Below are 13273 nucleotides of genomic sequence, written 5' to 3' on the forward strand. Positions count from 1 at the left end.
GAAAGGACGGGGGGCGCCGGGCACAGCAGCCCGGAGGGCGACCGGACACGCGCGCAGGCCCAGGCCCGGGCATCGGCCCGGTGCCTGGATGCAGCGCGCGACGGCGCGGCCGATCAGCGTTTGCCGCCCACTTCGATGAAGCGCAGGAACTCGGCGCGGGTACGCGCATCCTCGCGGAAGCTGCCCAGCATCTTGGAGGTGACCATGCTGACCCCGCGCTTGTGGATGCCGCGGGTGGTCATGCACTCATGCGCGCCTTCCACCACCACGCCCACGCCGATCGGCTGCAGCACGTCCTGGATGCACTGGGCGATCTGCGCGGTCATCTTTTCCTGGACCTGGAAGCGGCGTGCATAGGCCTCGACCACGCGCGCCAGCTTGCTGATGCCCACCACCTTGCCGGCCGGCAGGTAGCCGACATGCACGCGGCCGATGATCGGCGCCATGTGGTGTTCGCAGTGGCTTTCGTACTCGATGTCGCGCAGCACGATCAGCTCGTCGTAGCCGGCCACTTCCTCGAAGGTGCGCTCCATGTAGGCGCGCGGGTCGTCGCGGTAGCCGCTGAACCAGTCGCCGTAGGCCTCGGCCACGCGCCGTGGGGTATCCAGCAGGCCTTCACGGGTGGGGTCTTCACCGGCCCAGCGCAGCAGGGTGCGCACGGCCGATTCGGCATCGGCCTGGGTGACCGGGGTGGCGTCGTTGTCTTGCTTGCTCATTACATACAGCACCCGAAGGGGGGCGAGCATCGTACCCGACAGACCCCTCGGGCGTCCCCCGCCCCGGGCCCGGGGCCCGTCTTCATTGGGGTGGCGTTGGGCGGCGCTGCGCCCGGGGTATTGATAGGATTAAAATTAGTAGTATCCTATCTATCTGCCATGAAACGCACCCTCGACGAACGTACCCAGCTGCAGATGCAGCTCAGCTCCGGCCTGCTCTATGCGGGGCGGCAGTGGCAACGCCTGGCCGACCAGGCGCTGGGCAGCTATGGCATCTCGGCGGCCTGCACCATGCCGCTGCTGCTGATCGGGCGCGCCGGCGGGGGTATCCGCCAGGTCGCGCTGGCCCAGCAGCTGGGCATGGAAGGCCCGTCGTTGGTGCGTCTGCTGGACAAGCTGTCGGCCAGCGACCTGGTCCGCCGCGAATGCGACGCCAGCGACCGCCGCGCCAACCTGCTGTGGCTGACCGACAAGGGCCAGGCGCTGGTCAGCGAGCTGGAAAGCCAGCTCATCGGGCTGCGCCAGGACGTGTTCGGCGAATTGTCGACGGACGAACTGCGCACGGTGCTCAAGCTGTGGCAGCTGCTGGCCGAGGCGGCCGACCGCGTGACGTAAGCCTGTTCCCCCGTTGTACCGCCCGGTGTCGGCCCCTGACGCCGGGCGATCCCCTTTCCGCTCTCCTGCGAACCCTTTGCCTCGATGTACGGTGAATTCAGTTTCTATGGTGTGTTCGTCCCGACCCTGCTCGGGCTGATGCTGCTGGCCTACCTGCTCAACAGCGGGCTGCACGCGGTCCTGCAGCGCAGCGGCGCCTACCGCCACCTCTGGCACCCCGCCCTGTTCAACCTGGCCATGTACGTGATCGTGCTCGGCGGGTTGTTTTCCCTGATGCGTTGGATGCAATCGTGAACAAGACTCTCAAGCGTGCTTTCCCGGTCGTGCTGACCGTCGTGGCGGCGATCGCCGCGCTGCTGGTGCTGCGCCACCTGTGGGCGTACTACATGGACGAACCGTGGACGCGCGATGCGCACGTCAGCGCCGACGTGGTGCAGGTGGCCCCGGACGTGTCCGGGCTGGTGGAAGCGGTGAAGGTGGCCGACAACCAGCCGGTCACCCGCGGCCAGGTCCTGTTCGTGGTCGACCGCGCCCGTTACCAGATCGCGCTGGAGCAGGCCCAGGCCGCGCTGGGCGAACGCCGTGCCATGCTGGACCAGCTGCGCCGCGAAATCGCCCGCGACCGCAGCCTGTCCGACCTGGTCGCCGCCGAGGACGCCGAAGTGCGCCGCGCCAAATTGCTGGCCGCGCAGGCCTCGATGGCCACCGCGCAGGCCGCCGTGGACCTGGCCAGGCTCAACCTTGCCCGCACCGAAGTGCGCAGCCCCAGCGACGGCCACGTCAACGACCGCACCGTGCGCGCCGGCGACTACGTCACCGCCGGGCACCCGGTGATCGCGGTGCTCGATACCGGCTCGTTCCGTGTCGATGGCTATTTCGAGGAGACCCGCCTGCGCGGCGTGCATGCCGGGCAGAAGGTCGATATCCGCCTGATGGGCGAGGCACAGCCGCTGCTGGGCCACGTGCAGAGCATCGCCGCCGGCATCGAGGACCGCTACCGCAGCGAAGGCAGCAGCCTGCTGCCGAACGTGACCCCGGCCTTCGACTGGGTGCGGCTGGCCCAGCGCATCCCGGTGCGCATCCATATCGACGCGGTGCCGGCAGGGGTGAACCTGATCGCCGGGCGCACCGCCACGGTCACCATCCAGCCCGATGCGGCCAAGGCCACGCCGGCACGGCCGGCGCAGGCGGCGTTGTGAGCCGCCCTGCCCCGCACCGCATCGCGCTGGTGCTGGCGCTGACCACGCTGGCCGCGTGCAGGACGGTGGGCCCGGACTACACCGTGCCCGCAGGTTCGGCCTTCCATCGACCGCAGGCCAATGCCGCCTTCATCGACACCGGCAACCCGCAGGTGGCCGCCGGCGCCGAACTGCCGGCGCGCTGGTGGGCGCTGTACCAGGACGACACCCTCAATGCGCTGGTGCAGCAGGCGCTGCGCGACAACGTGGAACTTAAAGTAGCCGACGCCAACCTTCGCCGCGCCGCCGCCGTATACGAGCAGGCACTGGATGCCGGTGGCGTCGAGTACGAGGCCGAGGCCGGGGTGAGCCGCGCGCAGCTGTCGGCCGAGTCGTTCCTGCTCGAACACGAACTGCCGCCGGTCAACCTGGCCGATGGCAAGTTCGCCGTGTCCTACCAGTTCGACCTGTTCGGCAAGCTCAAGCGCGCCGCCGAAGCCGCGCACGCCGATGAGCAGAGCGTCGCCGCCGCGCTCGACCTGGCCCGCGTGTCGCTGGTGGCGCAGGTGGCCGGCAGCTACGTGGAGATCTGCCACGCCAACCATGAGCTGCATGTGGCCGAGCAATCGCTGCACTTGCAGCAGCGCAGCCGCGAGGTCACCCAGCGGCTGGTCAACGCCGGCCGTGGCACCCCGCCGGAGCTGGCCCGTGCCAACGCGCAGGTGGCGATGCTGGAAGCGGCGCTGCCGCCGCTGCGTGCACAGCGCCAGGCATCGGAATACCAGTTGGCCGCCCTGCTCGGCCGCACCCCGGGGCAGTTGCCCGACGGCGTGGGCGCCTGCAGCCAGGCACCGACGCTGGCCCAGCCGTTGCCGGTGGGCGATGGCCGTGCGCTGCTGGCACGCCGCCCCGACGTGCGCCAGGCCGAGCGCCGGCTGGCCGCGGCCACCGCCCGCATCGGCGTGGCCACCGCCGAGCTGTACCCGGACATCCGCCTGGGCGCCTCGCTGGGCGCGGCCGGCCTGCTCGAGGATGTCGGCCAGCCGCTGACCCGGCAGTGGTCGATCGGCCCGCTGATCTCCTGGACGCTGCCGTCCTCGGGCACCCATGCGCGCATCCATGCCACCGAGGCCGGTGCCGACGCGGCCCTGGCCGAGTTCGACCACAGCGTGCTGCAGGCCCTGCGCGAAACCCAGACCGCGCTCAGCCGCTACGCGCAGGACCTGCAGCGGCTGCAGTCGCTGCAGACCGCCCAGCAGCAGGCCGAACTGGCCGCCAGCCAGAACCGTCGCCTGTACCAGGGCGGGCGCACCCCGTACCTGGCCAGCCTGGATGCGGACCGCACGCTGGTGTCGGCCGATGCCACCCTGGCCGCCGCGCAGGCGCAGGTCTCGCGCGACCAGATCCAGCTGTTCCTGGCGCTGGGCGGCGGCTGGAATGCCGACGCCGTGGTCACCGGCAAGGCAACGAGGTAAGCGCGATGTTGCTGCTGGACCGCCAGGCGTGGCTGTTTTCGGTCAAGACTTTCCTGGCCGCGCTCGCTGCGCTGTACATCGGCCTGGCCGGCAATCTGTCGCGCCCGTACTGGGCGATGGCCACCGTCTACATCGTCACCCAGCCGATGCTGGGCCCCACCCGCGCCAAGGGCGTGTACCGCATCCTCGGCACGCTGATCGCCGGCGCGGCCACGCTGTGGATGCTGCCGCACCTGGTGGAGACCCCCTTGCTGCTGAGCGCGGCGATGTCGCTGTGGTTGTCCGGCTGCCTGTTCGTGGCCCTGCTCAACCGTGGCCCGCGCGGCTATGCGTTCCTGCTGGCCGGCTACACCACCGCCTTCATCGGTTTTCCCGCGGTGACCTCGCCGGACACCATCTTCGACACGGTGGTGGCGCGCAGCGAGGAGATCATCCTGGGCACGGTGGTGGCGGTGCTGTTCGCTTCGCTGTTATTCCCCACCTCGGTGCGGCCGATGCTGCGCGCGCGGATCGGCAACTGGATGGGCGATGCGGCGCAGTGGTGCCGGCAGATCCTGCTGCGCGGCCAGGCGCACGCACCGCGCAACCGGCTGGCGGCCGACCTGGTGCAGTTCGACGCGCTGATCGAATTCCTGCGCCGCGACGACCCGCGCCACGCCGGTGCAGCGGTGTCGATGCAGCAGCTGCGCGACCGGATGCTGCTGATGCTGCCGGTGCTGTCGTCCATCGCCGACCGGTTGAGTGCGTTGCGCGCCGGTGGCCGCGCGCTGCCGCCAGGGCTGGAGCCGTTGGTGGCCGACATCGCGCAGTGGCTGGAGACGCCGGGCCGCGCCGGCGCCAGCGGGTACGCGGCGCTGCGCGAGCGCATCCTGGCCTTGAAGCCGGTCGTGGATGGCGAGCTGGACCACCTGCTGCTGGTCACCCTGCTGCTGCGCCTGGAGGAGCTGGTGGACCTGTGGCAGGACTGCGCCACCCTGCAGGAGGCGATCGAACGCGGCGATGCCCCGCGCGACACCGCGCACTACCGCATCGGCGCCAGGCGCGTGGGCGATGCCCGCCACGTCGACTACGGCATGGCGCTGTTCTCCGCCGCCAGCGCCGGCATGGCGCTGATGACCTACTGCGCGCTGTGGATCGCCCTGGGCTGGGAAGGCGGTGGCAATGGCGCGATGATGGCCGCGGTGGCCGCTGCGTTCTTCGCCGCCCAGGACGACCCGGCGCCCAGCATGCTGTCCTTCCTGTTGTGGGCGGTCGTGGCCAGCCTGGTGGCCGGGGTGTACCTGTTCGGCGTGTTCCCGGCGGTACACGACTTCGGCAGCCTGGCCCTGGTATTGGCGGTGGTGTTCCTGCCGGCCGGGCTGCTGCTGCACAAGCCGCAGACCGCGTTGATCGGGCTGCCGCTGATGGTCAACCTGGTGGCGCTGCTGAACGTGCAGAACACCTACAACGCCAATATCCAGAGCTTCATCAACTCCTCGGTGGCGATGTTCATCGGCATTGGCTTTGCGGTGGTGATGACCCGCCTGTTCCGCTCGGTCGGCGCCGAGTGGACCGCGCGCCGGCTGGTGCGCCAGGGCTGGACCACGCTGGCCGAGGCCGCCGAAGGCCAGGGCCAGCAGGACCGCCAGCAGTTCGCCGCGCGCATGCTGGACCTGCTGGGCCTGCTCGCCCCACGCCTGGCGGCCACCCCGGAAGGCAGCGACATCGCCTCGGTGGACATGCTCACCGAAGTGCGCATCGGCCTGAACATCCTGCAGCTGCGGCGCGCCCGCCACGGCCTGCCGCCGACCAGCGTGGAGGCGATCGAGGCGATTCTGGATGATGTGGCCACGCACTACCGCGCGCAGGTGGCACGGCGCGGCCCGCTGCCGGCACCGGCCGGCCTGCAGGCCAGGCTGGAGGCGTCGCTGAAGCGGGTGCAGACGGTGGCCCCGGGCAAGGCGCGCGATGACGCGCTGATGGGCGTGATCGGGTTGCGCTTTGCGTTGTTCCCCGAGGCCCCGGCTGCCGTCAGACCTGCGCTCGACGGTGCCACCGCCACCTCCTGAGCCCCGCTGGCGCGATCTGCAACGCGCGGTGGTCCCTGCGCAACATGCCGCGCAGGACGCGCGGCAGTGCGCGCCTATACAGGGAACGCAGTGCATCGCCGCGTGTCGATCACGCCTGCGGTGACTGCCGGCACCGGCCACGACGGTCGCTGCCGCACTGTTTCCCTGTCCAGGAGTACTGCCATGAAACATCCACTGCACACCCTGCACCGCCCCGCGCTGGCCCTGTGGTTCGGCCTGGCCCTGTGTCTGGCCGCGATCCTGCCGGCCCAGGCCCAATGCGTGGTGAATACCACCGCCACTGCCGCCGATGCGCAGCAGGCCGCCGCCGCGATCGCCGCACATGCCTTCGTGCCGCACCAGACCGAGTTCGTCGTCGGCGACGTCAAGGCCGGGCTGGCCTTCCCCGGTCCGACCCTGGCCGATACGGCAGCCCTGGAGGCTTTCGTCGAGGCCATCCTGACCGGCACGCCGGGCGTAGCGCTGGCCGGTGGCGCGCGCACCAAGTACTGGCATGCCGCCAGCGGCACGATCGTGATCTTCAACAACGCGGTGGCCGACTGCGGCACAGCCTTCCGGCCCACCGGCGGGATCACCTACTACAATAACCAGCACTGATCGCCTGCCTCCGGCGCCGGGGGCCACGGGAGCCGTCATGCGCGAGAACGAGAGCTTTTCCCTGCTGCTGGACCATGACGAGGCGATCGGCGTGCTCAACGCGCTGAACTACTTCGGCTTCGGCGTCGATGCCGATACCTGCCATACCTTGACCGGCCTGGACCAGGCGCGGGTGCAGGCGCTGCACGCGCGCTTGCACCTGGCCCGCAGCAGCGACGGCCCTGCGTTGACCCAGCCGCGCTGAGCCCGCGCCGCCCGCCCTGCCGCCGCTGACGCGGCGGCGTCCCACCCTGTTGCAGCCCCCCCGCCACCGTGCGCGCGCATGGTGGCGTCTGCATGTGCGTGGCGCGTGCAGCACATTGGCAGCGGCCGACAAACCGCTGCAACGGCACGTGCATCGGTGGCTCGGTGCGCCCGCTATACAGCAGGTGCGCCCGGCCGATCCGCGACCGCGGTGCCCTTCCCCCGCGGAGACCGCGCATGCACATCGACGCCGATGCTGTTCCCCCATCCCCGGCACCTGCGCTGCGCGCAGTGCACTGCCTGGCCTGCGCGCTGGCGCGCCCACGTCGGAACGCGATGCTGCCGCAGGTATTCGGCATGGAACAGCTGGGCCTGCAGCCCGGGTTCCTGGACAGCGTGGCCGCCTGCGCGGCGCAGTTGCCGTGGGACACCTACGACGTAGCCCGGCGCCGGCGCCAGGTGCTGCAGCGGCACGCCAGCATCCTGGCACCGGCGCAGCGCGCGCTGCTGGAGGAGGACGACAGCGATCCCGATGCGTTGTGGAACGCGGTGCGGGGGCACCTGCCATCGGTGCTGCGTGCCGCGCTGAAGCGCATCCAGCCGCACCGCCGGCGCGCGATGCGCAAGTACGACGCACGACGGGTGTCGGCCGCGTGCTGGCAGCTGCAGCCGCTGGACGATCCCGAGTTCGTACAGCCCGGGGCCGTGTCCCGCGCGCCGCGCCGGGTATTTGCGCCGATCGCGCTGGCCCTGACCTACCACCCGGACATGCTGCGGCTGGTCGCCGGCATCGCCGAAACCATCCACCAGCGCTGCGCCGCCACGCACCTGCAGCTGGTGCTGCACCAGATGCTGACGATCGCGCGCGGGCCCGGCGCTGCCGAGCCGGCACCGGAAGGGCTGCACCAGGATGGCGCCGACTACATCCTGTCGGCGCTGGTGGTGCGCCGGCGTGGCGTGTACGGCGGCACCTCGCGCGTCTACCGCGGCAGCGCCGGCCCGCTGCTGCTGGAACAGACCCTCGGCGAAGGCGAGGGCCTGTTCCAGCCCGACGCCGGCTCGCCGCTGTGGCATGAGGTGTCGGCACTGCATGCCGAGGACCCGCGCGGCGAAGGCCAGCGCATGATCCTGGGCATCGATGCGCACGTGCTGCCCGAGCGACCGGCATGAACCCGCGCGCTGTCCGCGCCCGGGTGCGTCAAGGCCGGCCAGCTTCGGTGTGGCGCGCCAGGCTGCTGCGGCTGCTGCACCTGGTGGCCGAACAGGCCCTGCCGCTGACCATCGCCGGGGTGTCGTTCGTGATTGCGCTGGATGCATGGCTGTCGGCGCGGCCGGTGTTGTGGGAGCACCAGCGCGCGCTGGCCTCGTTGAGCATCGCCAGCGACCTGGAGGGCACCACCGCCGATGGCATCGACAGCCGCCACACCCTCACCATCAGCAACGTCGGCGAACTCAGTTTCGCGGTGCTCGACGTACAAGTCGAACTGGCGCTGGACGACGGGCTGCAGGCGCCGTGGCTGCTGAACACGCTGCTGCAGGAGGGGCCGGTGGCGCTGCCGATCGGGCTGCGCCCGTTCCACCTGGAGGCGGCCCGCGATGGCCGCAGCGCACGGTTTGTCTTTGCCCAGGACACCGCCAGCTGGCATGTGATCGATCCGGGTCGCTCGGTCGACCTGGTGTTCGCGCAGCCGCTGTACGGCCATGGCCGAATGGGCGTCAGCGCGGAGGTATTCACCCAACCGCTGCGCATGGGCGCGCTGGAGGACCAGATCACCGTCGAGCGCGTCATCGCCGGCCGCCGCCGCCATGTGTTTCCCGAATCCGGGCCGGACGATGTCTCCGACCTGGGGGTGTTCCCGTACAGCGCAGCCAGCGTGGTGATCGTTGCCGACGCGCCGATGCGCATCGCGCCCGCACCGCCGCCGAACCGACCCAGGCCGCGTCGCTGGAACATGCCGGCAACTCCCTGAAACACGCCAACCAACCGGTGCGTCGGGCTGGCCCTATACCTGTGCTGCACGGCGCCGCGCGCCGCGCTTCCCATCCGCATGGAGTACCGCCATGGTCCTGCCCGCCGATCCAACCCCCGACGACGCCGCGCTCGAACACGCGCACCGCTACCGCCGCTTCCTGCGCATGGCGGTGCTGCGCGTCCTGGCGATGCTCGGCGCGGTACTGCTGGGCCTGTGCGCGCCGCCTGCGCCGGCACATGCCACCAGCGCCCCGCAGGTGACCCAGCTGCATGGCCACCTGGAGCTGGACTACAGCGTGGAAGTGCGCGTGGACGGGCTGGCCGACTGGGCCACCGACAACGATCCGCGCCGGCTGGTGCCGTTCATCGATGGGCGCGCGCTGCCGGGCAACGCGCCCGAAGCGATCGACCTGGCCCGCGGCCGCCTGCTGTTCCACCTGCGCGTCAACGACGACAGCCGCGCGGTATGGACCGACCTGCTCGGCTCGCCAGAGGGCCTGCGGCGGCCGGTAACCTTCAGTGTCGGCCCGGTCGATGGCTCACCGTTCGATACGGTGTACGGCGATGGACGACGGGTGATGCTGACGGTGATCTCGCCGGTCTATGGCGGCATCGCGCTGCTGCTGGTCGTAGTGACATTGGCCGTGTTCGTGCGGCTGGCGCGCACCACCAGCATCATCCGCAAACCGGCCGAGGGCCGGCTGGGCCCGTATGACCTGGGCCGCTTCCAGATGGCGGTGTGGTTCTTCCTGATCTACCTGTCCTACACCGCGATCTGGCTGATCACCGATGCCACCGACACGATCCACCCCTCGTTGCTGGCCCTGCTGGGCATCAGCGCCGGCACCGCGCTGAGCGAGGCGGTGATCGACGCCGGCGGCGCGCCCGCACCGGACCCACGCCAGCAGGCGTTGCTGGACGAACGCCAGCAGCGGATGCGCGACAGCGGCGCGCGCGGCATGTGGCAGGACGGCAACGAGAGCGGCGGCAGCGACCCGCGCGAACGCCAACAGGCCGCATGGCAACGGGTGATGCAGATCGACCGCGAGCTGCGCACGCTGCAGCAGCCCGGGTCGGACGCGTACTCGCAGGGGCTGATGCATGACCTGCTCTCCGATGCACAGGGCTACCGCTTCGATCGTTTCCAGATCTTCGCCTTCACCCTGATCCTGGGCGTGATCTTCCTGTCCGACGTCTACAACAACCTGAGCATGCCCGAGCTCAGCCCCACCCTGCTGGGGCTGATGGGCCTCAGCTCGGGCACCTACATCGGTTTCAAGCTGCCCAACCGCAGCTGACCCCACGCCGACCGCGGCGTGGCGACCTCTCCTGGATGCGCCCAGACCAACGAGGATCCGCAATGAACACCATGACGTTGAGCCCGCAAGGGATCGAATGGCTCAAGCAGGTTGAAGGCCAGCGCCTGCAACCCTACGACGACCAGACCGGCAAGCCGGTCGACCACTGGGTGGCCGGCGCCACCGTCGGCTACGGGCACCTGATCGGCCGCGCCGAGTGGGACGGCCTTGCCGGCGGGATCACCCTGGAGCAGGCCGAGGCGCTGCTGCGCAAGGACCTGGCACCGTTCGAACAGGCGATCAACCGCGGCGTCACCGCGACGCTGGCGCAGTGCCAGTTCGATGCGCTGGTGATCCTCTGCTACAACATCGGGGTGGGCAACTTCGCCCGCTCCTCGGTGCTCAAGCTGGTCAACAACCCGCAGGCCAGCACCACCTTCGCCACGCTGCAGGCTGCCTGGATGGCATGGACGCGTTCGCAGGGCAAGGTGATGAAGGGCCTGGTAAACCGCCGCGGCGCGGAGTGGCGCATGTACAGCAGCGGCAGCTACGCCCACTGGTAAAACGGCATGGCGCCGCGGCACCCGATCGGGCGTCGCGGCGCATCGCTGGATCGTGCCGGTCTGGTCAGGGAATCGCGCGTTGCAGCACGCAGCCCGGCGCGCATTCGCCGATCGCCGGCTCGATGCGCAGGCGGGCGGTGTCATCGATGGTCTGCAGCACGATCCAGCGCCCCACCAGGCGGTCGCAGGCGGCGCCGCCGTTGCCCGGCCGCACCGAATACCACGCGCCCTCGGCGGTGCGGCCTTCCAGGCGCAACGGCACCCGGCAGTTGCGCGGGCTGGCGTAGGCCAGGCTGCTGCCAAGATCGCCCGGCTCGCTGCCGGCCAACGCCAGTTGCAGGCCCACCGGCACGTTTGCCGCGCTCTGCACCCGGGTAACCCAGCGCCCCGACAGCGCGGCCGGCAGGCCGGCCTCGACCGGGACCTGGCCACTGGCCCACAGCGGCACTTCCGCTGCCGCCCCATCGCCGTGCAGCTGCAGCGTGGCTTGGCCGTCGCGCACCTGTACCTGCATGCGGCCCGGATACAGCCGGTTGCACCAGCGGCCACCGTTGGCCCCGACCAGGTCGTAGTGCAGCTGGCCATCGCCCTGGTCGGACAGGCGCGCGTCGAGTCGGCAGTTGCGCGGCTCGCCGAACACGACCTGGGCCGTATCGCTGGCCGGTTGCAGGGCAAGGCGCACCGACGATGGCCGGCCATCGGCCGTGTCCACCCCCACCCACGTGGCCGGCGTCGCGGCGTCGGGATGGGCCTGTGCATGGGCAAACAGCGGGGCCAGCAGAACCAGCCACCCCAGTGCCCGGCGGCAATCGTGTGTCCTCATCATGTACTCCTTGGTGGTAGGGCGCCGGCGGCACGCAGTGCCCACCGCCGGCTCAGAAATAGCGCGTCATCAGCGCCACGCCGAGCGCGATCAGCCACAGCGTGGCCAGCAACCGCTGGCGGCGGCGGCGCGCACGCGCAGCGGCCGCCGCGCGCTTGCGGGCCAGCAGCGGGCCGAGCCATTGGCGAACCTGGTCGGCGTCGTCGTCGGACAGCAGCAGGCGCAGGCGGTCGGGTCGGGCCATGTCATGCCTCCGCGGTCGAGGGGGGATCGAGGCTGAAACGGCGCAGGACCTGCCCGTCCAGCAACAGTTCGCCGCGCAGCGGGGTACCGCCGTGCAGGCAGATGGTCAGCCGGTGCTCGGCCTCCCCGGTGCAGGGGTACAGGGCAATCGCCGCCACCAGGCCATCGGCGCAGGCCACTTCTTCCACCTCGCAGTCGATCTGCACTTCCAGCGTGGTGGCGAGGATGCCGCGCGGCACGATCAGCTCGGCCAGCGGCACCTCATGCTGCCGCCACTGGCCATCGACCAGGCTGCGCACCGCCAGCATCTGGCCTGCTCCGAAGCGTGCCTGCAGGCGCTGCAGGTGCGCATTGGCGCAACCACGGCGCGCCTGCGCCAGCGCCCGCGCCAGGGTGTGGATCAGGTCATCGAGACGGTGGTCGGCCATCGACAGGCTCCCGTGCCGTTCATTCGGCCAACCACACCGGGCGGCGCGGAAAACCGACGTGGTAGGCCAACCACTGCAGCACGACCTGGTGTTCGCCGATCTGCAGGATGGTGAAGCTGCGCTCGATCCCCAGGATCGCGCCCTTCGGGGTGTCGCTCAGGCAGCGGTTGAGCAGGTCCTGGGCCTGGCCCAGGTCGGCGTCGGTGAGCATCTGGGTGGGGTTGTTGCTGCCCACCACGATGCGTTTGACGAACTTGACATCATTCAGATCGAACATGGCGGTCTTCCCTGCGTTGGACATGCCGGACCCGCCGCGTCTTGGCGACGCGACGGGTCATGCCACGATTGCGTTCAACCCGATGGGCGCAACGCCCATGTCAGGCCACCGGTACCGGGGCACCGATCTTGCGCGGGGCCGAGGCGGTCTGCAGGATGTCCATCACCCGGGCCAGGCCTTCGGGCATGCCCTTGTCTTCGGCATGCACGGCCACGGTGTACCTGGCCGAGTTGTCCGAGGTGCGGGTGCTCTCCTTGTGCGAGGCCACCGAGCCCTGGATGTTCACCTTGGCCGAGAACACGCCCCAACCGACCTTCATTTCCGCCTGCATCGCCGCCGAGTAGTCCTGGCTGTCCTTGGCCGAGAACGAGGACTTCACTTCCATCTCGAAGTTGATGTCCACGCTGTAGATGCTCAGGTTGGGCACCTTGACGATGGCCAGCAGCGGCACTTCCAGTTCCACTTCCTCCTCGGAGAACGGCTGGGCGTCCTTGGTGGCCGGGTCGAGGTTGTCGACCGGGCGCTTGAAGCGGAACAGCGCGGTGCGGGTGCCGCCGACCGCGTTGGGATCGGTGTTGGCCGGGTCCGGCGGCAGGAAGCCGACCGAGCGGATGAAGCTGGCGGTGGCCTGGGCCAGTTTGATCTGCGAATCGCACGCTGCGGTGAGCGGGCCGCCGATCAGGTCGGCCATGGGCAGACCCTTGAACTGGCTGGAGATATTGACGAGTTCGTCAGGCATGGTGATGCACTCCTAGTGGTTGGCAGGCAGCGACGGC

General features: G+C 70.2%; 17 protein-coding genes. 11 read left to right on the plus strand and 6 right to left on the minus strand.

Annotation, left to right across the window (positions count from 1 at the left end; genetic code table 11):
* Window positions 1–113 precede the first annotated feature (113 nt).
* On the minus strand, window positions 114–716 hold the full coding sequence (gene folE, locus AC3ITM_RS19060) for a GTP cyclohydrolase I FolE (RefSeq protein WP_228884867.1): 603 nt from the start codon (window positions 714–716) through the stop codon (window positions 114–116).
* A 159-nt stretch (window positions 717–875) separates the two neighbouring features.
* On the opposite strand from folE, the gene AC3ITM_RS19065 reads away from it, so the two are divergent.
* The 11 genes from AC3ITM_RS19065 (at window position 876) to AC3ITM_RS19115 (ending at window position 10726) form a co-directional block, all read left to right on the plus strand.
* Window positions 876–1331, plus strand: a complete 456-nt coding sequence (locus AC3ITM_RS19065; RefSeq protein WP_489267316.1) for a MarR family winged helix-turn-helix transcriptional regulator — start codon at window positions 876–878, stop codon at window positions 1329–1331.
* An 84-nt stretch (window positions 1332–1415) separates the two neighbouring features.
* Window positions 1416–1625: a DUF1656 domain-containing protein gene (locus AC3ITM_RS19070; RefSeq protein ID WP_489267317.1), complete on the plus strand. Its 210-nt coding sequence runs from the start codon at window positions 1416–1418 to the stop codon at window positions 1623–1625.
* Window positions 1622–2530: an efflux RND transporter periplasmic adaptor subunit gene (locus tag AC3ITM_RS19075; RefSeq protein WP_489267319.1), complete on the plus strand. Its 909-nt coding sequence runs from the start codon at window positions 1622–1624 to the stop codon at window positions 2528–2530. The genes AC3ITM_RS19070 and AC3ITM_RS19075 overlap by 4 nt, the downstream gene beginning before the upstream one ends.
* A complete protein-coding gene (locus AC3ITM_RS19080) occupies window positions 2527–3984 on the plus strand; it encodes an efflux transporter outer membrane subunit (protein WP_489267321.1) in 1458 nt (485 codons plus the stop codon). The genes AC3ITM_RS19075 and AC3ITM_RS19080 overlap by 4 nt, the downstream gene beginning before the upstream one ends.
* Before the next feature lie 5 nt (window positions 3985–3989).
* The gene (locus AC3ITM_RS19085; RefSeq protein ID WP_489267322.1) at window positions 3990–6032 is read left to right on the plus strand and encodes an FUSC family protein; all 2043 of its coding nucleotides are present in this window, start codon (window positions 3990–3992) and stop codon (window positions 6030–6032) included.
* Between the two features lie 183 nt (window positions 6033–6215).
* Window positions 6216–6650, plus strand: coding sequence for a hypothetical protein (locus tag AC3ITM_RS19090; RefSeq protein WP_489267323.1), 435 nt, complete (start codon window positions 6216–6218; stop codon window positions 6648–6650).
* 37 nt (window positions 6651–6687) lie between these two features.
* Window positions 6688–6894, plus strand: a complete 207-nt coding sequence (locus tag AC3ITM_RS19095; RefSeq protein WP_489267324.1) for a hypothetical protein — start codon at window positions 6688–6690, stop codon at window positions 6892–6894.
* A gap of 236 nt (window positions 6895–7130) precedes the next feature.
* Window positions 7131–8063: a 2OG-Fe dioxygenase family protein gene (locus AC3ITM_RS19100; protein ID WP_489267325.1), complete on the plus strand. Its 933-nt coding sequence runs from the start codon at window positions 7131–7133 to the stop codon at window positions 8061–8063.
* Window positions 8060–8863, plus strand: a complete 804-nt coding sequence (locus AC3ITM_RS19105; protein WP_489267327.1) for a hypothetical protein — start codon at window positions 8060–8062, stop codon at window positions 8861–8863. The genes AC3ITM_RS19100 and AC3ITM_RS19105 overlap by 4 nt, the downstream gene beginning before the upstream one ends.
* A gap of 91 nt (window positions 8864–8954) precedes the next feature.
* Entirely contained in the window at window positions 8955–10163 is a 1209-nt protein-coding gene (locus tag AC3ITM_RS19110; RefSeq protein ID WP_489267328.1) for a hypothetical protein, read from the plus strand.
* Window positions 10164–10225: 62 nt separating this feature from the next.
* Window positions 10226–10726, plus strand: coding sequence for a lysozyme (locus tag AC3ITM_RS19115; RefSeq protein WP_489267329.1), 501 nt, complete (start codon window positions 10226–10228; stop codon window positions 10724–10726).
* Between the two features lie 64 nt (window positions 10727–10790).
* Here AC3ITM_RS19115 and AC3ITM_RS19120 read toward each other — a convergent pair whose 3' ends face one another.
* The 5 genes from AC3ITM_RS19120 to AC3ITM_RS19140 all read right to left on the minus strand — a co-directional run bounded on the left by AC3ITM_RS19120 (window position 10791) and on the right by AC3ITM_RS19140 (window position 13236).
* Window positions 10791–11549, minus strand: a complete 759-nt coding sequence (locus AC3ITM_RS19120) for a hypothetical protein (RefSeq protein WP_489267330.1) — start codon at window positions 11547–11549, stop codon at window positions 10791–10793.
* A 52-nt stretch (window positions 11550–11601) separates the two neighbouring features.
* Window positions 11602–11793, minus strand: coding sequence for a hypothetical protein (locus tag AC3ITM_RS19125; RefSeq protein WP_489267332.1), 192 nt, complete (start codon window positions 11791–11793; stop codon window positions 11602–11604).
* Between the two features lies 1 nt (window position 11794).
* Window positions 11795–12220, minus strand: coding sequence for a hypothetical protein (locus AC3ITM_RS19130; RefSeq protein WP_489267334.1), 426 nt, complete (start codon window positions 12218–12220; stop codon window positions 11795–11797).
* A gap of 19 nt (window positions 12221–12239) precedes the next feature.
* On the minus strand, window positions 12240–12497 hold the full coding sequence (locus AC3ITM_RS19135) for a hypothetical protein (protein ID WP_259208138.1): 258 nt from the start codon (window positions 12495–12497) through the stop codon (window positions 12240–12242).
* 100 nt (window positions 12498–12597) lie between these two features.
* Window positions 12598–13236, minus strand: a complete 639-nt coding sequence (locus tag AC3ITM_RS19140) for a DUF2589 domain-containing protein (RefSeq protein WP_489267336.1) — start codon at window positions 13234–13236, stop codon at window positions 12598–12600.
* Window positions 13237–13273 lie beyond the last annotated feature (37 nt).

Source organism: Stenotrophomonas sp. KH_029 (assembly GCF_057839765.1).